17 protein-coding genes are annotated in these 21,535 nt (G+C 66.1%); 8 read left to right on the top strand and 9 right to left on the bottom strand.

From position 1 onward, the window contains the following. Positions 1-177 precede the first annotated feature (177 nt). The 4 genes from AUL34_RS16650 to AUL34_RS16635 are packed head-to-tail and all read right to left on the bottom strand — an operon-like array spanning position 178 to position 2,978. The gene (locus tag AUL34_RS16650) at positions 178-879 is read right to left on the bottom strand and encodes a class I SAM-dependent methyltransferase (RefSeq protein ID WP_061936082.1); all 702 of its coding nucleotides are present in this window, start codon (positions 877-879) and stop codon (positions 178-180) included. Then, on the bottom strand, positions 876-1,595 hold the full coding sequence (locus AUL34_RS16645; protein WP_274532660.1) for a class I SAM-dependent methyltransferase: 720 nt from the start codon (positions 1,593-1,595) through the stop codon (positions 876-878). Before AUL34_RS16645 ends, AUL34_RS16650 begins: the two co-directional genes overlap by 4 nt. Positions 1,596-1,624: 29 nt before the next feature. Further along, positions 1,625-2,521, bottom strand: a complete 897-nt coding sequence (locus AUL34_RS16640; protein WP_061936076.1) for an NAD(P)/FAD-dependent oxidoreductase — start codon at positions 2,519-2,521, stop codon at positions 1,625-1,627. After that, a complete protein-coding gene (locus AUL34_RS16635) occupies positions 2,511-2,978 on the bottom strand; it encodes an Rrf2 family transcriptional regulator (RefSeq protein WP_061936073.1) in 468 nt (155 codons plus the stop codon). Before AUL34_RS16635 ends, AUL34_RS16640 begins: the two co-directional genes overlap by 11 nt. Before the next feature lie 272 nt (positions 2,979-3,250). On the opposite strand from AUL34_RS16635, the gene AUL34_RS16630 reads away from it, so the two are divergent. Continuing rightward, entirely contained in the window at positions 3,251-5,023 is a 1,773-nt protein-coding gene (locus AUL34_RS16630; RefSeq protein ID WP_061936070.1) for an SLC13 family permease, read from the top strand. A 36-nt stretch (positions 5,024-5,059) separates the two neighbouring features. On the opposite strand, the gene AUL34_RS16625 is transcribed toward AUL34_RS16630, so the two are convergent. Beyond that, positions 5,060-6,124, bottom strand: a complete 1,065-nt coding sequence (locus tag AUL34_RS16625) for a mechanosensitive ion channel family protein (RefSeq protein WP_082653440.1) — start codon at positions 6,122-6,124, stop codon at positions 5,060-5,062. Between the two features lie 142 nt (positions 6,125-6,266). Beyond that, on the bottom strand, positions 6,267-7,286 hold the full coding sequence (locus AUL34_RS16620; RefSeq protein ID WP_061936067.1) for an alpha/beta fold hydrolase: 1,020 nt from the start codon (positions 7,284-7,286) through the stop codon (positions 6,267-6,269). 275 nt (positions 7,287-7,561) lie between these two features. Here AUL34_RS16620 and AUL34_RS16615 point away from each other — a divergent pair, with 275 nt between their 5' ends. The 3 genes from AUL34_RS16615 to AUL34_RS16605 are packed head-to-tail and all read left to right on the top strand — an operon-like array spanning position 7,562 to position 13,024. Next, positions 7,562-8,323 (top strand): ImuA family protein, encoded by a 762-nt coding sequence (locus AUL34_RS16615; protein ID WP_061936064.1) that lies wholly within the window; start codon positions 7,562-7,564, stop codon positions 8,321-8,323. Continuing rightward, positions 8,238-9,758 carry a DNA polymerase Y family protein gene (locus AUL34_RS16610; protein WP_061936060.1) on the top strand — a complete coding sequence of 507 codons (1,521 nt, stop codon included), beginning with the start codon at positions 8,238-8,240 and terminating at the stop codon, positions 9,756-9,758. The genes AUL34_RS16615 and AUL34_RS16610 overlap by 86 nt, the downstream gene beginning before the upstream one ends. Further along, on the top strand, positions 9,755-13,024 hold the full coding sequence (locus AUL34_RS16605) for an error-prone DNA polymerase (RefSeq protein ID WP_061936057.1): 3,270 nt from the start codon (positions 9,755-9,757) through the stop codon (positions 13,022-13,024). Before AUL34_RS16610 ends, AUL34_RS16605 begins: the two co-directional genes overlap by 4 nt. A gap of 156 nt (positions 13,025-13,180) precedes the next feature. Here the strand turns inward: AUL34_RS16605 and AUL34_RS16600 are convergent, their stop codons facing one another. Next, complete coding sequence (locus AUL34_RS16600) at positions 13,181-14,101, bottom strand: AraC family transcriptional regulator (RefSeq protein WP_061936054.1); 921 nt, start codon at positions 14,099-14,101, stop codon at positions 13,181-13,183. Between the two features lie 96 nt (positions 14,102-14,197). Between AUL34_RS16600 and AUL34_RS16595 the strand changes: the two genes are divergently transcribed. Continuing rightward, positions 14,198-14,953, top strand: coding sequence for an SDR family oxidoreductase (locus tag AUL34_RS16595; protein WP_061936051.1), 756 nt, complete (start codon positions 14,198-14,200; stop codon positions 14,951-14,953). Positions 14,954-15,171: 218 nt separating this feature from the next. On the opposite strand, the gene AUL34_RS16590 is transcribed toward AUL34_RS16595, so the two are convergent. Next, positions 15,172-15,903, bottom strand: coding sequence for a dienelactone hydrolase family protein (locus tag AUL34_RS16590; protein ID WP_061936048.1), 732 nt, complete (start codon positions 15,901-15,903; stop codon positions 15,172-15,174). A gap of 130 nt (positions 15,904-16,033) precedes the next feature. Here AUL34_RS16590 and AUL34_RS16585 point away from each other — a divergent pair, with 130 nt between their 5' ends. Beyond that, a complete protein-coding gene (locus AUL34_RS16585) occupies positions 16,034-16,495 on the top strand; it encodes a MarR family winged helix-turn-helix transcriptional regulator (protein WP_061936045.1) in 462 nt (153 codons plus the stop codon). 338 nt (positions 16,496-16,833) lie between these two features. On the opposite strand, the gene AUL34_RS16580 is transcribed toward AUL34_RS16585, so the two are convergent. After that, complete coding sequence (locus AUL34_RS16580; RefSeq protein ID WP_061936043.1) at positions 16,834-19,218, bottom strand: EAL domain-containing protein; 2,385 nt, start codon at positions 19,216-19,218, stop codon at positions 16,834-16,836. A 249-nt stretch (positions 19,219-19,467) separates the two neighbouring features. On the opposite strand from AUL34_RS16580, the gene AUL34_RS16575 reads away from it, so the two are divergent. Together AUL34_RS16575 and AUL34_RS22900 are read left to right on the top strand one after the other, a co-directional pair. Next, entirely contained in the window at positions 19,468-21,231 is a 1,764-nt protein-coding gene (locus tag AUL34_RS16575) for a PAS domain-containing methyl-accepting chemotaxis protein (RefSeq protein WP_244492621.1), read from the top strand. A 182-nt stretch (positions 21,232-21,413) separates the two neighbouring features. After that, a complete protein-coding gene (locus AUL34_RS22900; protein ID WP_244492620.1) occupies positions 21,414-21,524 on the top strand; it encodes a hypothetical protein in 111 nt (36 codons plus the stop codon). The last annotated feature ends 11 nt before the right edge of the window (positions 21,525-21,535 follow it).

Below are 21,535 nucleotides of genomic sequence, written 5' to 3'. Positions count from 1 at the left end.
TTTGCCGTCAGTAGCTAGGCTCCGGTCTGAGACGGTTGATCACACGGTGGTTCACCGCGGTCCATGTAGCACGGTCCGTACGGCGTCACTGCCTTCTGTTGCGCGATCCTACCCCATGGCCTTGAGGGCGGAGCCCGCTGCCCCGACAAATTCCCGAACGGTACGTCCATGGCCCCTTCAGCCGTAGGCGACCCAACCCCGAAAGGTCAGGGCCGCGTAGAACAGCCCGACGTCGGTGAAGCCCGCTTGCCCGAGCATGGTCTCATCCTCCTCGGGCGATAGAGCCGGGAGGCGAGCGCCGATCCCCGCGGCGGCGCCGGCGGCAACGTCAGACGGGATGCCGGATCCAGAAGCGAATTCTGCGAAGCGTCCGAGCCAGCGGGCCTTGGTATCGGGCTCCTGCGGAAAGCTGTGGTGGACGGCGACGAAGGGTGCGCCGGGTTTGAGGCGCCGGCGGATCTCCTTCAGGGTTCGGAGACGTTCGTCCCGCGGAAGGAAGTGAAGGGTCAGCAGGCACGTGGCCCCGTCGAACGGCCCTTCCGGAGCCACGGCGATCATCCCTTGATGCAACCGGGTCCGCGAGACGAGGGGGCCTAGCGTCCGTCCGGCCAGTGCCAGCATCTCGGCCGACGGATCAACGCCGTCGAAACGCCACCCGGGATGGCGCTCCGCAAAGGCTCGTAGCTCCATGCCGCCCCCGGCCCCAAGGACCAGGACGCGTCCGTCGTCGGGGACGCGTTCGGCGAGGAGCAACGCCGCCATGCGATGCATGTCGACGAGGCCCGGCACCATGCGCACCGGACCTTCGAGGTAGCGCTCCACCGCCCTTGGATCCGAAAAGCTTGTCGTGCGGCGGTCTGCCGGACGTTCGCCAGTCATCGCTTCTGTCCCCAGGCCCCGAACATCATGTCGGCGACGTAGGTCGAGCCGGAGGCGATGCGTTCCGCGTCGAGGCGCGCCTCGAGCGTCCCGATGTCGATCTCGTCCGCCGTCGCGACGCCGCGCTCCACGATCCGCGGCAAAACCGCGCCCACGATGGAGGCCAGTGCGTAGTGCTGCGTCGGCGTCTGGACGACGGCCTCGGCCCGGACCTCCACGACGTTGAGCCCGGCCTGCGTCAGCACCGCGTGGAGTTCCATGCCGATGCGCCCGTTACCGTCTTCACGGCGGATGGTTTCGTGGAGCCAGCCTTGAGCCGTTCTGTGGAGCATGAGCCCGTCGCCTGACAAGGGTTCGACTGCGGCATGCTCGTGGAAGGCGGCGATGCCTCCTTCACGAAGGGCGGCGGCCAGACCGCGGACGGCACGGACTGGATCGGGATGGTACATCAGGACGCGCCGGCCGACCACGGCGTCGAAGGGACCCTCGGGCGGGTCGTCGATGTCGCGGGTCTCGAAGGTAACGTTGCCGACGCCGGCAGCCGATGCGCGCTCGCGAGCCGCATGGACCACCCCCACGCTGCGGTCGATGCCGACGACATGGCCGGCGGAGCCGACCAGTTCGGCCGCGATCAAAGTTACGTCCCCCGAACCGCAGCCGGCGTCGAGCACCCTCATGCTGGGTCGAAGGCCCGCATCTTGCAGGAGGCGGCGCATAAACTCTCCCCCGATCGCCATTCCGGTCCTCAACCGAAAGCGAGGCTGCGATGGACGGCGATGCCGGCGGTCACGCCGTCGCTCGCAGCCCACGTCACGCTGTGGGGCGCACGGGCGATGTCGCCCGCCGCGTAGACCCCGGGGACGCTCGTCATCCGATCTGCGTCCGTGCGTATCACCGGCCCGAGCGGCCCGTCGTCGATCGCGCAGCCGAGCCGCTCGGCGAGATCGCTGTTCAAACGGTTCGGTGCTCCGATGAAGAGCGCACCCATCCGTTCCTGCCGTCCACCTTCAAAGGCTATGTCCACTAATCCGTGGTCCTCGCCGACGAGCGCGATGACGCGGGCCGGTTCGAGGAATACGTTCCGGCGGACGAGTTCTTCCATCGTGTCCGCATCGGGACTGGCTTGGCCGTCGAGGAAGAGCGTCGTCGGTCCCCATTCGGCGATCAGCATCGCCTGTTGGGCGGATCGGGGCGACCCGTAGAGGACGCCGAGCCTTTGCCTCGAGATCTCGTAGCCGTGACAGTAGGGGCAGTGGAGGACGGTGCGGCCCCAGCGCTCGGCGACGCCGGGAACGTCCGGAAGGATGTCAGCAACGCCGAAGGCCAGCACCAGCTTCGACGTTTCCAGGGCCAGGCCGTTGTCTAAAGTCACGGCGAAGCCATCCTCGACCGGGCGCGCGTCGATCGCCGTCGCGCCGACGAGCGAGGCTTCGCCATAGGCGGCAAGTTGTTCGCGGGCCGTCGCGAGGATCTGGCCGGGATCCGAGCCGTCCTGCGCGAGGAAGCCGTGGGAGTGGGCGGCGAAGCGGTTGTGGGGAATTCCGGCGTCCACCACCACGACGGAGCGCCGTCCCCGGGCGATATAGGTGGCTGCCGACAGACCTGCGAAGCTTCCGCCGACGACGATCGCGTCATGCCGCATCGGGTTCGTCCTTGAAGTCGCAATGGCTCGCGTGCCGCTCCATGCGGACGTGAAAGTCGGCGTGGAGCATGGCCAACGTCACCTCGCCGAACCGTTCGAGGAGTAGCGTCTCGGCGCGCGCGAAGGTGTCGTCGAGCGCGGCGTTCACCGCCTCCTCGACGAGGCACCCCGGCGCTTCCGTGCGGTTGCCCATGGCGAAGATCCCGGGCGAGCCGAGAGCCTCGTAGATTTCGCGCAGTGACACGGTGGCGAGGTCGCGAGATAGCGTCCAGCCGCCGTTGTGCCCCTTGGCCGAGCGCACCAATCCCTGCTCGCGCAGACCCGCCATGGTCCGGCGGATGACGACTGGGTTGGTCTGCATCGCTTTAGACAGATGCTCGGAGGTGACCGGACCATCGGTCTCGGCCATGTGGAGAAGGACGTGCAGGATGCCCGAAAGTCGGCTGTCGCGTTTCATGCACTATCAAATGTTACATGAAGCGGGATCCGTCAAGGCGTCGAAGATACGCCGACGGGACGTCGACCGGGTAGTGCCAGCGAAGCGTTCGCCGGCTGAAGCCCGAATGCCGATGTTCGGCACGCCAGACGGAAAGGTTGGCAGACCGTTTGCTTTGAAAGCCCGATGCGTTCGTCCTGGATCGGGACCAGTCCCTCCCAACTACCGAAGTTTTCCAGATCGTCTCCGCGTCGGATGCGCGGGTCCCGCGTTAGGGCCGGCGGGGGACATGCATGACGCTCGATCAGGTTCTGGCATTCACGATCATCGGCGGGATGATGGTGGCGTTCGTCTGGGGACGGTACCGCTACGATCTAGTCGCAGCGGGAGCTCTTCTGGCTGCGCTTGCCGCCGGCATCGTCAAACCGGACGACGCCTTCAAGGGCTTTTCCGACGAGATCGTCATCATCGTGGGGAGCGCGCTCGTCGTCAGCGCTGCAATCTCGCGATCCGGCGTGACGGAGGCCGCCTTGCGCCGCTTCGCACCCGACATCTCCGCGCCCCGATCCCAACTCGTGGTCCTGGTCCTGATCGTCACGGTGCTCTCCGCCTTCGTGAAGAACATCGGCGCGTTGGCGATCATGCTGCCGATCGCCTTCCAGATGGCCAAGCGATCCGGTGTGACGCCCTCGATGTTTCTGATGCCGATGGCCTTTGGCTCGCTGCTCGGCGGCCTGATGACGCAGATCGGGACATCGCCGAACATCATCGTCTCGCGCGTGCGCGGTGAGATTACGGGCGCACCGTTCACGATGTTCGACTTCACACCGGTGGGCGCTGTCCTCGCCGCCGTCGGCATCGTCTTCCTCGCCCTGTTCTACTGGCTCCTCCCGAAGCGGCAGGCGGCCGGTGGCGCGATGGGGGCGGCGATCGACATCAAAAACTACACGACGGAAGCCCGCGTCGGGGAGGGCTCATCCGCCATGGGGCAGACCATCGGCGATTTCCTCAAGCTCGCCAGCGGCGACGCCACCGTCACGGCCATCGTGACGGCATCCGACAAGCGCCGCGTGCCGCTGCCCGACACGGTGCTCCAGACTGGCGACGTGCTTCTCCTAGAGGGCGATCCGGAAGCGCTCGATCGCCTCGTCGATCAGGGAGCGCTAGTGCTCGACGACCGCAACGCCGATCGCCCGGACGGGCCAGCCGAACTCGGCGTCGCCGAAGCCGTGGTGGGCGAGCGCTCCGAACTGATCGGCCACACCGCCAAGAACCTGTCGCTGTTCCACCGCGCCGGGCTGACGCTTCTGGCCGTCAGCCGACGCGACAAGCGCTTCACCGAACGTCTGGGCGAGATTTCGATCCTGGCCGGTGACGTGATCGTGCTTCAGGGCGACGTCGAGCGTCTGCCCGATCTCCTGCGCGAATGGGACTGCCTGCCGCTGGCCGAGCGCAAGCTGCGGCTCGGCAGCGTACGGCGCGGGCTCGTGCCGCTCCTGATCCTCGGCGCGGCGATGGCCGCAACAGCCACGGGGCTCGTCCCCGTCGCCGTCGCCTTCTTTGCCGCGGCCGTGCTGATGGTCGTCTCGGGGGCGCTTCCCGTCCGCGAGGTCTACGGCAGCCTCGACGCGCCGATCCTCCTGATGCTGGCGGCCCTCATCCCGGTCAGCGAATCCTTACGTACGACGGGCGGCACCGATCTCGTCGCGGGCCTGCTCTCGGATATCGCCGCCTCGCTGCCGTCCTGGGGCGCGCTCGCCCTCATCATGGTGGCGGCGATGGCCGTGACACCGTTCCTCAACAACGCCGCCACGGTTCTGGTCATGGCGCCGATCGCCGCGACCTTTGCCGGACAGCTCGGCCTGCGTCCGGACGCGTTCCTGATGGCCGTTGCGATCGGCGCGGGATGCGACTTCCTCACGCCGATCGGCCACCAGTGCAACACGCTGGTCATGGGGCCAGGCGGCTATCGGTTCGGCGACTATGCCCGTCTCGGGCTGCCGCTCTCGATCCTCGTCGTGCTCGTCGCGGTGCCGACGCTGCTCGTGTTCTGGCCGCTGCAGTAGCGTCGCCCGACGAACCGGAGGGGGCGCTTTGGGCCGTTAGGTCCCGCGGCCACCAACGCGGTCGTTACCCAATGGCCGGGCAGTGCCGTTGCTCCCCGACGCAGCGCCGGAAGGTGCCTTCGGCCAGCCCTCTCGCTGCGCGCCGCGATGCCCGTCAGCGTCCTCCGTCTGGTCGTGGAACAGCATGACCTGTGTCGCGTAGGGGATGTCGATGCCCTTCGCGTCGAGCGCCTGCTTGACGCCCTCCAGCACCTCGCCCTGCACCTTCACGAGGTTGAATCCCTTGGACGGCGTCCACCAGCGGACGCGGAGGTTCACACTGGAGGCGGCAAGGTCGAACACGATCACCTCCGGCGCCGGATCTGAGACGACGGCCTCGACCTTGTCGATCGCTTCCAGGATCGCGCTCCGGGCCTCGGCAATGTCGTCGCCGTAGCCGATGCCGATGTCGTATTGCGACCGTCGGAGGGCCCGCGCAGTGTTGACCGTCACCGAGCTCGAATAGACGCTGGCGTTCGGGATGATGACGCGGCGCCCGTCGAACAGGATGATGATCGTCGCCCGCGTCTCGATCCACTCCACCGTGCCCTCGAACCCATCGACGATGATCTGATCGCCGACCTCGAAAGGGCGCTGGATCAGGATCAGGAGGCCCGCCAGCCAGTTCTGGAGGATGTCCTTGAAGGCGAAGCCGATCGCCACCGACCCAATGCCGAGGCCGGCCAGGAGGTCGCCGGGGTTGAGGGACGGGATGACGATGGTCAGCGCGAGCAGCGTGCCGAACAGGAGCACCAGCCACTTCAGGAACGAGCCGAGGACGGCGCCGAGGTTGGCCCGCTCGTGCTTGTCCGCCCAGGCCCGGAACGAGCGCTCGATGGCCCAGCCGATGCCGAAGGCGATGGCGAAGACCACCAGCGCCACGACGATGTTCGGCAGGAGCTGCTGGAAGCCGACGACCCAAGTCTCGATCTTCGACAGCACGAAGGCGGGATCGACCCGCACAGCCTGCTCGACGGTCTCGGGTGCGTTCGCGGCGATGGCGTCGGCGGCGGTGTTCGGATCGACAGACGCGGGTGTTGTTTGGGCGAAAGCTGGGCTCATGCAAGACTCAAGGGAAGCGTGACCCGGAAGGGCGGCCACCCTCAGATAGGGGAGGCCCCCGTTCCGGCATGGGCCAAATCGACGCCCACACCTGGCATATCGTGTTCTTCAGGCGCTCGGCACGGCACCCGCAGTGGTTCGGCTACTTCGCGGCGTTCAGCGCTTGCAGAAGTTTCGGATGGAAGATGTCTGGCGCCTCGACCTGCGGCGAGTGACCGAACTCGGGGAACTCGACCAGCGTGGCGTCGGGGATCGCTTCCGCTGCCTGCCGGCCGAGCGCCGGGTACTGGCCGAGCGTCTCGGCGATCTCCTTGGCTGCCCGGTTGCCGCCGGGGGCGGTGCGGTCGAGCCCGCCGATCATCAGGACGGTCGGCACGGCGATGCGCCGGAACTCGTGCACCACGGGCTGGGTGAAGACCATGTCCGAGGTCTGCGCCTGGTTGCGGGCGACGATCTCGCGACCGTCCCCGGCATACATGCCCGCCAACATCTCGACCCAGCGGTCGTAGTCCGGCTTCCAGTCGCCATTGTAGTAGACTCGTTGCTGGTAGGCCTTGATGCTGTCGAAGCTCGTCTTCAGCTCGCCCGCGTAGGCGTCGTCCAGCGTCTGGTAGGGCACGCCCTTTTCCTGCCAGTCCTCGAGGCCGATCGGGTTGACCAGGACGAGCTGTCCGACGTCGTCCGGGAACATCAGCGCGTAGCGGGCGGCGAGCATGCCGCCCATGGAGTGCCCGACGACAATGGGCTTCTCGATGCCGAGTTCCTCGACGAGCGCGTGCGTCTGGGTGGCGAGATCGGGGAAGCTGAACTGGTAGCCTTCGGGCTTCGACGACTTGCAGAAGCCGATCTGATCGGGCGCGAGGACGCGGTAGCCAGCCTCCGTCAGCACCGAGATCGTCCGCTCCCACGTCGCGCCGCAGAAGTTCTTGCCGTGGAGGAGCACGACCGTCCGGCCGTTCGCCTCGCCGGCGGGGGCGACGTCCATGTAGGCCATCTCGAGGTTCTGCCCCTGGGACCGGACCGCGCGCAGGGCGACAGGATGCGGATACTCGAAGCCTTCCAGGCGCGGACCGTAGCCGGGATACGTGGGGCTCGTCTGCGCGACGGCCGCCATGGGCAAGAGGGTGCCGATAAGGAGGGCGGGGAGGGACCAGCGGATCATGCGAGCGGTATGCCTTTCGGTTGTCACCCGCTTAACCTTGGGCGCCCGCTCGTCATCGCCAGCATCCTCTCCGACCCGTGATCCGCTCACCAGGTGGGCATCTTCAAAAGCCGGAGACCGGGTGTCAGTCGGCGCGTCCCGGGAGCGATTGTCCACAGGCTGGACCACATCGGTGGACAGACAACGCCTTGCGTTGACTCGTCACTAGCCTCGGAACAGAACGGGAACATATTCTTCGCCTGAGTCGCCTGTAGGAATCTGGTCCGTACCTCTTCATGCCCCGCATGCCCGACAGCTCAGTTCTGGCCGACCTCCGCGAGCGCGTCCACCGCCTCGAGGGCAGGGATGTGCGGGTGCGTCGGGCGCTACCGTTCGACGTGCCGGAGATCGACGGTCGCCTGCCGGGTGGCGGGCTCGCGCTGGGTGCGCTGCACGAGGTCGCGGGCGGCGGAAACGGTTCCGTCGATGGGGCCGCGGCGGCGCTGTTCACAGCCGGGGTCGCCGCTCGGACGAAAGGCAAGATCCTATGGTGCGTGACCCGGCAAGACCTCTTCGCACCTGCGATCGCGCAGGCGGGATTGGCGCCGGGTCGGGTCATCTTCGTCGAGGCGGGTGACGAGAAGACGCTCCTCGCCTGCTTCGAAGACGGTCTCCGGCATGGGGGCCTGGGAGCCGTCGTAGCGGAGGTGGCGAAGCTCTCCATGATAGCGTCGCGCCGTCTTCAGCTTGCCGCCGAGGGCTCGGGCACGCTCGCCCTCGCGGTGCGCCGTTGGCGACGGCAGGCCGAGGCGGCCGACTTCGGGCAGCCGACCGCGTCCATGACGCGCTGGCGTGTCTCGGTCCTACCGTCGCGGCCGCTGCCCGTCCCCGGCGTCGGCCGGCCGCGCTGGTTGCTCGAACTCCTTCGGTCCCGTGCGGGGGAATGTGCCGATTTCGAAGTGGAGGCCTGTGATGGCAAGGGTCGTATCGCTCTTCCTGCCGCGCTGGCCGACCGATCGGCTGCGCCGCAAGTCGCCGGGCGCCGCGCCTCCGGTTGACGTGCCGCTCGTGCTCGTCGGGCGGGACGGGAGCCGACGTATCGTGGTGGCTGCGGACGAACTGGCGGAGAGCGCCGGCCTGCGCGTCGGTATGCCCGCGACGAAGGCGCAGGCGCTGGTTCCCGGCCTCGCCATCCTGGACGCCGACCCGGTCGGAGACGCGGATGCACTGGACCGCTTGGCGGTATGGGCACTGCGGTTCTCGCCGGTCGTTGCCGCCGACCCGCCGGACGGGCTCGTCGTCGACACGACGGGCGCCGATCACCTGCACGGCGGCGAGGAGACGATGCTGCGCACGATCGTCGACCGCTTCGCCTCGTCCGGTCTGGAGGCGCGTGTCGCCATCGCGGACACATGGGGTGCCGCCCATGCGGCCGCCCGGCATGCGGGCGCTACGATGGTCCTCATGGAGCCCAGCCGGACGGACCATGCCCTTGCGCGCCTGCCGCTGGCGGCGCTGCGGCTGCCCGAGCGCATGCGCCACGACCTCCATGTCCTCGGCTTCGCGACGGTCGGAGATCTCGTCGCCCAGCCCCGGGCGCCGCTGGTTCAGCGCTTCGGTCCGCAGCTCGTCCGGCGCCTTGACCAGGCGTTCGGTACCGTCCCCGAGCCGATCGAGCCCGTCCGCTCTCCCGATCTCGTCGAGGTACGCCGGGTGTTCGGCGAGCCCATCGGCGCGCCAGAGACGATCAAACGGTACGTCGGCAAGCTCGTCGTCCAACTCGTTGCCGAACTCGAGCTGCGCGGCCTCGGTGCGCGCCGCCTCGACCTTCTGTTCGGGCGCGTCGACAACCGCTGGGAGGCCATCCGCATCGGAACGGCGAAGGCGGAGCGCGACACGCGGCGCCTGACGCGCCTCCTGTGCGACCGGATCGAGAAGGTCGATCCCGGCTTCGGCATCGAGGTCATGACGCTGGCTGCGACGCATGCCGAGCCGCTTGAAGCCGCTCAGGTGATATCTTCGCTGGTCGAGGAGCCGGAGCCAGACGTGTCCGGGCTCGTAGACCTCTTGGCGAACCGGATCGGCGAGCGTCGCTTGTACCGCTTCGCTCCGGTTGCCAGCGACGTGCCGGAGCGGTCCGTCACCCGCGTCGAGCCGATGAGCCTCGACGACGGCGCGTCCTGGGACGACCACTGGCCGCGGCCGTCCCGTCTTCTGCCGCGTCCCGAACCCGTCGAGACCATGGCGCTCCTTCCCGACAACCCACCCGTCTGGTTCGCCTGGCGGGGGCAGCGGCGCCGCGTCCGCCGCGCCGACGGCCCGGAACGCGTCTTCGGCGAGTGGTGGAAGCGCGAAGCCGAGGCCGCCGAAGTGCGAGACTACTTCCGCGTCGAGGACGACGCGGGCGAGCGGTACTGGATCTTCCGAGCCGGTGACGGCGAGCATCCCGAGACCGGCTCTCATCGCTGGTTCCTGCACGGCATCTTCGGGTGAACCCCTCGCACCGCTACGTCGAGCTTCAGGTCACCTCGCACTTCTCGTTCCTACGCGGCGCGTCGTCCTGCGAAGAGCTGTTTGCAACGGCCAGCCTGATGGGCATGGAGGCGCTCGCCGTCGTCGACCGGAACTCGGTCGCTGGAATTGTGCGGGCGCATGAAGCCGCCAAGACCACGGAAGTCCGCGCCATCGTGGGCTGCAGCCTCGACTTCGTCGACGCGCTGCCTGTCCTCGTCTACCCAACGGACCGTCCGGCCTACGCTCGCCTCTGCCGCCTCCTGTCGTTCGGCAAGTCGCGGGGCGGGAAGGGCAGGTGTGTGCTCCATTGGGACGACCTCGTCGCGCACGGCGAGGGCATGGTGGCAATCCTCGTACCCGACGAGGCGGACGAGGACCTCGGCCGGCAGCTCCGTCGCCTGCGGGAGGCGTTCGGCAACCGGGCCTACGTCGCGCTGACGCTCCGTCGCCGGCCCAACGACCAGCTCCGGCTGCACGAGCTCTCGACCATGGCGCAGGCAATGCGCGTACCGACCGTGGTGACGAACGACGTCCTGTTCCACGAGCCCGACCGCCGGATCTTGCAGGACGTCGTCACCTGCATCCGCCACAACGTCACCATCGACAACGCGGGCTTCCGCCGCGAGCGGCACGCCGACCGATACCTCAAGCCGCCGGAGGAGATGCACCGCCTGTTCGCACGGTACCCGGAGGCGCTCTCGCGGACGATCGAGATCGCCGACCGATGCCGCTTCTCACTGTCGGAGCTTGCCTATCAGTACCCGGAAGAGCGCCAGTTCCCCGACCTGACGCCGCAGGAGGCGCTAACGAAGCTGACGTGGGAGGGGGCGGCCGAGCGCTATCCCGAGGGCCTGCCGGGCAGCGTCCGGCGCAACCTCGAGCACGAGCTCCGGCTGATCGAGCGCCTCGACTACGCGCCGTACTTCTTGACGGTGAACTCCATCATCCGCTTCGCCCGGTCGAAGGGCATCCTCTGCCAGGGCCGCGGCTCGGCCGCGAACTCCGCCGTCTGCTACGTCCTCGGCGTGACATCGATCGATCCCTCGCGCAACGACCTCCTGTTCGAGCGCTTCGTTTCCGAGGAGCGACGCGAGCCGCCCGACATCGACGTCGACTTCGAGCACGAGCGGCGCGAGGAGGTCATCCAGTGGGTCTACGAGACCTACGGGCGCGACAGAGCCGCCTTGTGCTCAACTGTTATCCGCTACCGAGCGAAGGGCGCGCTGCGCGACGTCGGCAAGGCGCTCGGCCTGCCGGAGGACCTCACGAAGACGCTGTCGTCCCAGGTCTGGGGTTGGTCCGAGGACATCGACGAGAAGCACGCCGCCTCTATCAACCTGAACCTCGAGGACCGGCGCCTCCGGCTGGCACTCGAGCTCGCGGGCCAACTCGTCGGCTTCCCGCGCCATCTGTCGCAGCACCCGGGCGGCTTCGTCCTCACGCGCGACCGCCTCGACGAGCTCGTCCCCATCGAGCCGGCCGCAATGGTCGACCGTCAGGTGATCGAGTGGGACAAGGACGACATCGACGCGCTGAAGTTCATGAAGGTCGACGTGCTGGCGCTGGGCATGTTGAGCGCTATGCGTCGGGGGCTCGATCTCCTGCGCGACCACAAGGGCATCGCCCTAGACATCGCCAGCATCCCGGCGGAGGATCCGCGCACCTATGCGATGATCCGACGGGCGGACACGCTCGGCACGTTCCAGATCGAGTCCCGCGCCCAGATGGCCATGCTGCCGCGGATGAAGCCGAGGACGTTCTATGATCTCGTCATCGAGGTCGCGATCGTCCGCCCCGGGCCGATCCAGGGCGACATGGTGCATCCTTACCTCCGGCGCCGCGAGGGCAAGGAGAAGGTCGTCTTCCCGAAGCCAGAGCTCGAGCGAGTCCTGGGTAAGACACTCGGCGTGCCACTCTTTCAAGAACAGGCGATGCGCGTCGCGATCGAGTGCGCCGGGTTCACGCCAGGCGAGGCGGACCAGCTCCGGCGCGCCATGGCGACATTCAAGTTTACGGGCGGCGTCTCCCACTTCCGCGACAAACTGGTCGAGGGAATGGTGTCGAACGGCTACGAGCGCGAGTTTGCGGAGCGCACGTTCCGCCAGCTCGAGGGCTTCGGATCGTACGGCTTCCCGGAGAGCCATGCGGCGAGCTTCGCCCTGATCGCCTACGCCTCGAGCTGGCTGAAGTGCTGGCACCCGGACGTCTTCTGCGCGGCGCTCCTGAACGCCCAGCCGATGGGCTTCTACGCCCCGGCGCAGATCGTAAGGGACGCACAGGAGCACGGCGTCGAGGTCCGACCCGTCTGCGTCAACGCCAGCCGCTGGGACTGCACGCTGGAGCCGAGTGGAGCGGAAGAGTTTTCCGATGCCGACGATGGGCGCTTCGCCGTCCGGCTAGGGCTGCGCATGGTGCGCGGGCTCGGCAACGCGGACGCGGCACGGCTTGTCGCAGCACGGGAGTACACGCCGTTCGCCTCTGTCGACGACTTGTGGCGCCGGGCGCGGGTTCCGCATGCCGCGCTGACGGAACTCGCCGAGGCGGACGCCTTCCGTCCCGCGTTGGGAATGAGCCGCCGGGACGCACTGTGGGCCATCAAGGCGCTGCGCGACGAGCCGCTTCCGCTGTTCGCCGCGGCCGCCGAACGGGAAGCGGCGACCGTGGCCGAGCAGGTCGAGCCTGTCGTGCGGCTGCGGGCGATGCCGGAGGGCGGCGAGGTCGTCGAGGACTATGGCCATGTCGGCCTGACGCTCCGCCAGCATCCGGTCTCGTTCCTCCGGGCCGAACTGGGCCGGCGGCGCCACATCACCTGCGCCGAGGCGATGTCGTCACGTGACCGCCGTTGGGTGGAGGTTGCCGGACTCGTACTCGTCCGCCAGCGTCCGGGCTCGGCGAAGGGCGTCATGTTCATCACGATCGAGGACGAAACGGGCGTCGCGAACCTCGTCGTCTGGACGAAGGTGTTCGAGGCGAACCGCCGGACGGTGCTGGGCGCCGGGATGATGGGCGTGCGCGGACGCATTCAACGGGAAGGGGAGGTCGTGCATTTGGTAGCGCATTCGCTGACGGACCTGTCGAAGGAATTCGCGAGCGTCGGGCGTCGGGGACCGGCGGTGGACAGTGTTGCGGACACGACGCCCCTGAAAGCCGACGTGGTGCCACGCATGCCGCCCGCCAAGACGATGGCGGATCCCTACGGCCACGTCGTCGATGAGATTCGGGTGAAGACGCGAGACTTCCGTTAGGGGGCGGAAACAGACGGACCGCTTCCGAACGTCCGTTTCCGCGCCGCCAGTCGGCGTAATCGGGTGGAAAGGCGGCAGTCGGCTGTCGTGACTGATGCCATCAAAGCGGCAGCAGGGTGTTCGAAGCAACCCGTTGCTTGCAATCCACTTTCGGCCTCACGGGTGATACGGTTCGAGGCGCGAAATTAGCTTCTGGCTGCGGGCGTAGGCGGTTGGCGACATCCCGACATGACGAGAGAACGCCACGCTGAACGTGCTCTGCGAACTGTAGCCGACGCCCTCCGCAACCTTGGCGACGTTCGTGCGATCGCCACGCAACTGGTCCTTGGCCAGTGCCATGCGCCAACCGAGCAGATATTCCATGGGTGTCAGACCCACCTCGCGCCCGAACTGCTCGAAGAAGGTCGATCGCGACAGACCGGCCTCCCGCGCCAGCGCGCCGACCGTCCACGCTCGTGACGGTTCACCGTGCATCCGGCGCAGCGCAAGGGCAAGGCGCTCGTCCGCCAAGCCCCGCAGGAGGCCGGGGGCCGGACCACGGCTCGTCGTGGACCGGAACGCCTCGATCAGCAGAACTTCCAGAAGGCGTGCGAGCACTGCGTCGCGGCCCGGTCGCTCTGCCCGCGCCTCTTGGCTGAGAAGCGCCACGAGCGTCGTCAATCGCTGCTCCCCCCGCACTACCACCAGTCCCGGCAGCAACGAGACAAGAAGCGAAGCGTCGTCGGACCCGAAGGCGCAGTAGCCGATCATCATCTGCGTGTCGGGCTCGCGGGAGGCGCCGAGATGGAACACGCCTGGGCGGACCTCGACCGGTTCGTCGGCTGGACGATCGACCGGCGGCACGCGGCTCGTCACCACAAGACCCTCGGAGGCCGGGAGCAGAACGAAGTCGCCCGCGCCGAGGCGCTCAGGCGGGTGACCGCGAAGCTGCAGCTCCAGATCGCCCTCCAGCACGGCTGCGTAGAAGGGTCCCTGGTTGGGCGGATGCACGGCAAAGGGACTAGTAGCCGTCACGAGTTTCGAAAACGAGGCGCTGGGCATGAGCAGCGCAATCATCTGGGCGAGCGGGTCAACCAACGGCGGACGATCTCAAACAAACTACGGACGAATGCACGTAGCACGTCCAGCAGCGACGGCGTAAGTCAGGCGATATCCTAAACGGAGATCCGACCCATGCAGACCGTCCTCGTCACCGGTTGCTCGACCGGCTTCGGCCGCGAGATCGCTACCCGCTTTCTGGCTGAAGGCTGGCGTGTCGTCGCTACGATGCGCGACCCCGCCGTCAGCACGCTTCCCGCGTCCGCGAACCTGCGCGTTCTCGCCCTCGACGTCACCGAGGCGGAAAGCATCCGGAAAGCCATCGCCGAGGCGGGCCGGATCGACGTCCTCGTCAACAACGCGGGCATTGGCTGGTTGAACCCGGTCGAGGGCACCTCGATGGAAGTGGTGCGGCGCATCTTCGAGACCAACACGTTCGCCACGATCGCGATGATGCAGGCCGTCCTGCCCGGCATGCGCGAGCGCCGCGCCGGCGTCATCGTCAACGTCAGCTCCAGCGTGACGATCAAGCCGCTGCCGCTCCTGTCGGTCTATCGCTCGAGCAAGGCGGCGGTGAACGCCCTGACCGAGGCGGCGGCGCTGGAGCTGGCTCCGTTCGGTATCCGCGTCGCATCGGTCCTCCCGGGCTCGGCGCCCACCACCAGCTTTGGGACCAACGCGCGGGCGCAGATCATGGCACAAGGCGGCTTCCACGAAGCCTATGCCGACTTCACGAACGAGACGCTCGCCCGCATGCAGGAGGCTGCCAACGGTCCGGTGACCACCGCTGAGGACGTCGCCGAAGCCGTCTTGCGCGCAGCGACCGATCCCGGAAGTCCCCTGATCCTTCCCGCCGGTGCCGACGCGAAGGCTTGGTTCGAAGGTCAATGAACGACCGCTTCTAGGAATGGTCTTGCTGCGCTTGAGCGTGTGCAACAGGTCGAGTACGGCTGATCCGCTTCCGAGCGTCCGCTTGCCAAGTCGCCCAAAACCGAGAGTTTTTGAAAGGCGGCCCACCGTTCCTGCGCTGAGAACGTGGAAAGCGGACATGATCGCCCGTGCGGGATCCGGGGAGGCCTGCCTCTTCTAGGAACTTGGGGCTCGCAGCGTCACCGCAGTGTGCGGTCGAAGAAGGCGAGCATCTCGCGCCATCCCCATTCGGCGGCAGCCTCGTTGAAGACAGGAAAGTCGGGCTTCATCCAGCCATGGGCGGCCGGGTAGGTCTCGGCCCGGAATGGGACACCGGCCTCTATCAGTGCCCGCTCCAGCCGTTCGGCCATCTCGGTGGGATAGCTGGCGTCGTTCGTGGCGGCTGCGATGTAGAGTTCCGCCTTCAGGCGCGGCGCGTAGGTGTGCGGGCTGTCCGGCCTGTCGGTGGCGAGGTTGCCGCCGTGGAAGCTCGCTACCGCCGCGAACCGATCCGGATACGTGCCGGCCGCGGCGATTGCCATGCCGCCGCCCATGCAGAAGCCGACCGCCCCGAGCTTACCCGTCACATCGGTCCGGGTATCGACGTAGGCCAGAAACATGCCCATGTCCTCGGCCGCCTTGGTGTTGCCGGTCGTCGCCATCAGAGGACCAAGCGTCGCCATGAAGTCACCCTTCAGGACCTCCACTGGATCGAAGGGACCGTAGGCGCCGTAACGGTAGAAGAGGTCGGGCACGAGCACGAGGTACCCGGCGTTTGCAAGTCGTTGCGCCATGTCGAAGACAGCCGGGCGAATGCCACCCGCGTCCATGAAGAAGACGACGGCAGGCCCGCCGACCCATCCGTCCGGTGTAAACGCGTGGCTCGGGCAAACGCCGTCCTGGGTGGTGATCGAGATGTCTTCGCGCGGCATTGCGTCAGCCTCTAAGAATTGGGTGCAGGAGAGGAGCACGCACAGTTGTGGCGTTGCGATCTCGCTGCCTCCAACTTACATATGTGCATATGCACTTGTTAGTCGATAGCGGAAACGGAGGCAAGCGAGTATGAGCGACGGCAGGAACGTACTGACGACGCCGGGGCATCTCGTCAGCCTCGCCGCCCGGGGGTTTGCGCGCCTCAGTGAGGCCCGGCTGAAGCCATTAGGGTTCGGCATCGGCCATCTGCCGGTCCTTGTTGCCCTGCGGGACGGGGAAGCCAGCACACAACGTGAATTGGCGCGTTTTGCCCGGATCGAACAACCGCCCATGGCACAGATGCTGCGCCGCATGGAGCGGGACGGCCTCATCAGCCGCACGCCAGATCCTAACGACGGCCGCAGTCAGCGTGTGGTTCTGACGGACGCGGCGCTTGCGCGCCTGCCGCAAGCGATCACCGTCCTGTTCCAGGGCAACCGCGACGCGCTGGAGGGCTTCACGGACGGGGAGGCCGAGCAGTTCCTCAACTTCCTCTCTCGGCTCCTTGCGAACTTAGACGGTCTAACAACTGGTCGATCCTATGCCGAGTAATCGCGTACCCTGCCGCTAGGAAGCCAACGGACAGGTGCGAGACGACGCTCACTGGACGTTCGTTGCGACGCGTCAGCTATGAAGCCGCAGTGAGGTAAGCCTAAGAGACCTAGAAGGGTCGAAGCCTGTCCAACCGGTTTTGGGCGTCCGCTTCGTACGAGGCCTGAGACCGGACAGGATGGTTTCCTGCCGGTCCGCTATTCGGCGACGAACGTTAATAGCGGACTTCTGGGAGAGACGGGCGCTGCTCACCGAGGCGGTCTTAAGGTGATCCGCCGATGCATCTTGGTAGAGCGGCAGGGACGGTGAAACCTGATGACGGCACGTAGCTATGCTGACTAGGCTACGGCACCTGACAGCTGCGGTCCTGGGCTATCGTGACGACATTTGCGAAAGTTCGTCAGCGGCATCGGCTTTCCGAACAGATACCCTTGCCCCTCGCTTAAGCGCTCGCGCAGGTAATCCGCTTGGGTTCGGGTCTCAATGCCTTCGGCGATGACGTCCAGGTCGCACCCTCGTGCCATCCGAATGACCGCATCGACGATGCCTTGGTCCTTTCGGTTCGTTTCGATATCCCGAATGAAGGAACGGTCGATCTTCAGTCGGGTGATGTCCAACTGTTTGAGAAGGGTCAGGGAGGCATACCCCGTCCCGAAGTCGTCGAACGCGATGCCGATATCCATTTTGCGTAGACGAGACAGGTGGGTGGCGATCGTGCGCTCGTTGCGCAGCACGATGTTCTCGGTGATCTCGAGTTCGAGTGCGTTGGCCGGTAGCCCGGTGGACCTCAACGCATCGTCGACGCGCTCCACGAAGTCTGGCGCTCGCAACTGGGCGGCGAACAGGTTCACGCCGATTCGGAAGTCGGCTTGTCCACCGCGCCGAATCGTCATCGCATCCGCGCAGGCCTTCCTCAGGATCCAGTCGCCCACGGGAAGCGCAAGGGGACCCGCTTCCAGGACCGACAGGAATGCCCCGGGTGCCAGAACGCCGAGGTATGGGTGGTTCCAACGGATCAACGCTTCAGCTCCGACGATCCGGTCGTCGGTCAAGCGTACCTGGGGTTGATAGTAGAGCTCGAAGTTCCGCGCCTCCCAGGCTTCGCGCAGGTCCTCTCCCACGCTGAGGCGGTCCTTTGCAGCCTTCCGCAGTTCGGGCGTGAACAGTCGCAAGCGGCCCCGCCCGTTGGCCTTGGCGTCGTACAGTGCCAAATCGGCAGCCAGCGTCAGGTCGTCAGCCGACACGCTTTGAAGCTGGGACGGCATCAGACCAACGCTGGCGGATACGTGCGCGATCTCGTCCCCAATCGGGATGGGTGTCTCTATGGTCTCGATCAGGTTGCGGCCGATGGCGGCAGCTTGGAGCGGGTCTGCGCTGCCTCGGACGATGATGGCGAATTCATCGCCGCCCAAGCGGGCCAGGAGGTGGTCTTCGGCAACGCTGCGTGCACGTCGTGCGACGACCCGAAGAACTTCATCACCGCCCGCATGGCCGAACGCGTCGTTGACGTCCTTGAACCCGTCAAGGTCGAAGAGAAGCAGGGTGAAAGGGCTGCCGTTATCCTGGTGCTCGCTGACACAGGTCGCGATCGCGTCCTGGAACCTCGTCCTGTTCGCGAGGCCGGTGAGGGAATCGGAATAGGCAAGCGTGCGAATACGCTCCTCGGCCGACAGACGTTCGCTCTGATCGCGAAAGGCGATGACGGTCTGTGCTCTCCCTGCAAGATCCACGGCGTTGTGCAGGACGCGCACGGGCAGTGGTTGGCCAAGCCTTCTCATGAGGAGGGCATCAGTTTCCGCGCGTTCCGGTAGGGAGCGGAAGTCGAGGTTCGGCAGAAGCGCGGAAAGCTCGCATCCCGTCAGTTCATCGCGGGAGATCCCGATCAGGCGTGCCAGACTGTCGTTTGCGGTGACGATGCGGCTTCCTTCGCAGATCGCCAACCCTTCCAGCGCGAGATTGGCGAGTTCACCGAGCCTTCGTCTCTCGTAGCGGAGCTTCGCCTTGGCTGCGACGGTCAGCCTCAAGCCGACGATCGCGATCGTGACGAGGCCGAACGAGACGACGGCAACGATCGGCGCCAGGATATCGGGAGACACCGTCCAGGCTGGAAGCTGAACCCGTGGATCGAACTCCAGCGTCATGGCAACCATGCCGCCGATATGAAGGACCCCGATGGCCAGAACGAGCAGCGGCGCGCCGAGGACGCTGATCCAGCGCCGTCGTTCGACCGACGCCAGCGTCGCAAGACCGAACAGGGGGAGGCTGACTAGAATGGTCGACCAGACGATCGTGAGATCCCAGTTGACATGTCCGCGGACAACGTAGGCGGCTTGACCGACGTAATGGAGGACCGTGACCCCGAGGCCGATCACGAGGCCGCCCGCGAACCGTCTCCAACGCTCGCGTCGCCCCAGCGTGAGCATCAGCCCCGCTCCGATGCCCGCGATCGCCAGCAAGAGCGAGACGGCGGTCGTGGTGGGCTCGAACCCCGACTGCATGCCTGGGCGGAAGGCCAGCAGGGCGACCATATGCGTGGCCCAAGCCGTGCAGCCCGCTGTCACCAAAGACAGGAAGGCCCATCGACGACGAGCGACCACATCGCGGCGCCCGGCATGGCGAGCCACGGAGAAGGAACCATAGACACCGATCAGGCAGACTATGGACGCCAAAGTCAGCAGCATGGGGTCGTTCAGGACACCGAGGCAAGTCAGCAGGACGTTCATCACTCTCTCCTGCCTCCTGCTTTAAGGGGCCAAAGTTAAGGACTGATCGTATTCCGCTGCGAAAATCTCCCTTCAGACACTAATAACTCACAACATCTCGCGACCCACCGTACGTACTTGGTTTGCAGAACGTTCAGTGTTCACCCGCTATCAGAATCAACGACGTAACCCAGAGTTTTAACAACAGATATACGGATTGAAATTGGAACTGTACATTCTGTCGCACCATCAGGATGCTGTTTGTTCATCATGCGGATAGTAGATGGGCGTCTTTCCGTGGGGATGTTGGATATGGGCTGGCTTTTTGGATCAAGCTCGGACCGCGTCCTGGCCTCGTTGGACAAATCGATGGCGATCATCGAGTTCGATCTCGATGGTCGGATCCTTCGCGCCAACGCGAACTTCTGCGAGCTGATGGGCTATACGCCGGCCGAGATCGTCGGCCGCCAGCACTCGATGTTCGTTGATCCCGTGTATGCCGGCTCCTCGGAGTATGCCGCGTTCTGGGCGAAGCTGCGTCGCGGCGAGTTCGAATGCGACGAGTTCCGCCGCTTGGCCAAAGGCGGTCGCGAGGTCTTCATCCGGGGCAACTACAACCCAATCCTGAACCGCGCCGGAAAGCCGGTGCGGATCGTCAAGTTCGCCAACGACATCACGATCACCAAGCACGCTCAAATCGAGAGCACGGCGAAGATCGACGCCATCTCCCGTTCGCAGGCGGTGATCGAGTTCTCGCCGGAGGGGGAGATCATCACCGCCAACGAACGGTTCCTGTCCGCGCTCGGCTACTCGCTGGACGAGATTGTCGGCCGCCATCATTCGATCTTCGTCGACAAAGCCGAGGCGCAGTCGAGCGACTACCTTGAGTTTTGGTCGAAACTCAAACGTGGGGAGTTCGTCGCCGACGAGTTCCAGCGCGTAGGCAAGGGCGGGCGCAAGGTCTTCATTCAAGCCTCCTACAACCCGGTCGTCGCGCCCAACGGCGAGGTGATCAAGGTCGTGAAGTTTGCAAGCGACGTCACCGAACGGGTCAGCGCCGTGCGGACGCTGGGAGGTGCGCTCGAAGCGCTTGCGGAGGGCGATCTCACGCAGCGTATAGCCCACTCGTTCATTCCCAGCCTCGATCCGATCCGTCAGAGCTTCAACGCATCGATCGAGAGGCTTCAATCGGCGATGGTGGTCGTCCAGCAGAATGCGCAGGCGATCCTGTCAGGGGCGGACCACATCCGTGGGGCTTCCGACGATCTCGCCCGGCGTACCGAACAGCAGGCCGCGGCGATCGAGGAAACATCGGCTGCGCTGTCGGAAATGACGAATGGCGTTCGCACCGGGAGCCTGAAGGCTGAACAAGCCGGTGAACTGGTTGCCCGCACCAAGCGGGAAGCGGAACAGTCAGGGGTGGTTGTCAACGAGGCGGTCACCGCCATGGCCGAGATCGAGGCCTCGTCCGGCAAGATCGGCAACATCATCGGCACGATCGACGAGATCGCCTTCCAGACCAACCTCCTGGCGCTGAACGCAGGGGTCGAAGCGGCCCGCGCCGGCGAGGCAGGGCGTGGCTTTGCCGTGGTTGCGCAGGAGGTTCGTGGGCTCGCGCAACGGTCCGCAGAGGCGGCGAAGGAGATCAAGGATCTGATCTCGCTTTCCCGGAGGCAGGTCGAGCAGGGTGTCGAGTTGGTCGGGCGAGCCGGGCAGAGCCTTCAGGGCATCGTTGCCAACGTTGCGGCGGTCAATCTGCATGTCGGCTCGATCGTCGACGCGTCCCGCCACCAGGCTGTTGGTCTCAGCGAAATCGACGTAGCGGTCGGGACGCTGGACAAGGGGACGCAGCAGAACGCTGCAATGGTGGAAGAATCTGCCGCAGCCTGCAACGAGCGGTCGGTCGAGGTCGGTGAGCTCAATGAGATGCTCGCCGGCTTCAAGATCGCAGATCGGGACCTGGTATCTCATCGCGTCGAAGACGGAGGCTATGGCATAGGCGCTCGTGGATCCAACGTCGTGCGCTTGCGCTGAGGCTCCTCCGCCGTAGAGGAAGTCAGGGGCTGACAACGTCTGGATCGCGGCGAGGCTAGGGATGGTCGTCTTCAGCATGGAGCGAGCCGAAGGGTTGACCCCTACCGACAGATTGATTGCCGCTAGGTCGCGACATCCCGTACACCCCCACGACGCTTCAGGCTCTGGCGATCGTAGGCTCCGTGTTCCCGCAAACCTCATCCACGCTCGACCTGACGCTCTGCGATCGCGAGCCAATCCATATTCCAGCCTCCATCCAACCGCACGGCCTGCTTCTGATCGTCGATTCGTAAACGGGGCTCGT

The sequence above is a fragment of the Aureimonas sp. AU22 genome (assembly GCF_001463745.1).
GTDB lineage: Bacteria > Pseudomonadota > Alphaproteobacteria > Rhizobiales > Rhizobiaceae > Aureimonas.
The sequence above is the reverse complement of the archived record's forward strand: the minus strand, read 5'-3'. Positions and strand labels throughout refer to the sequence as shown.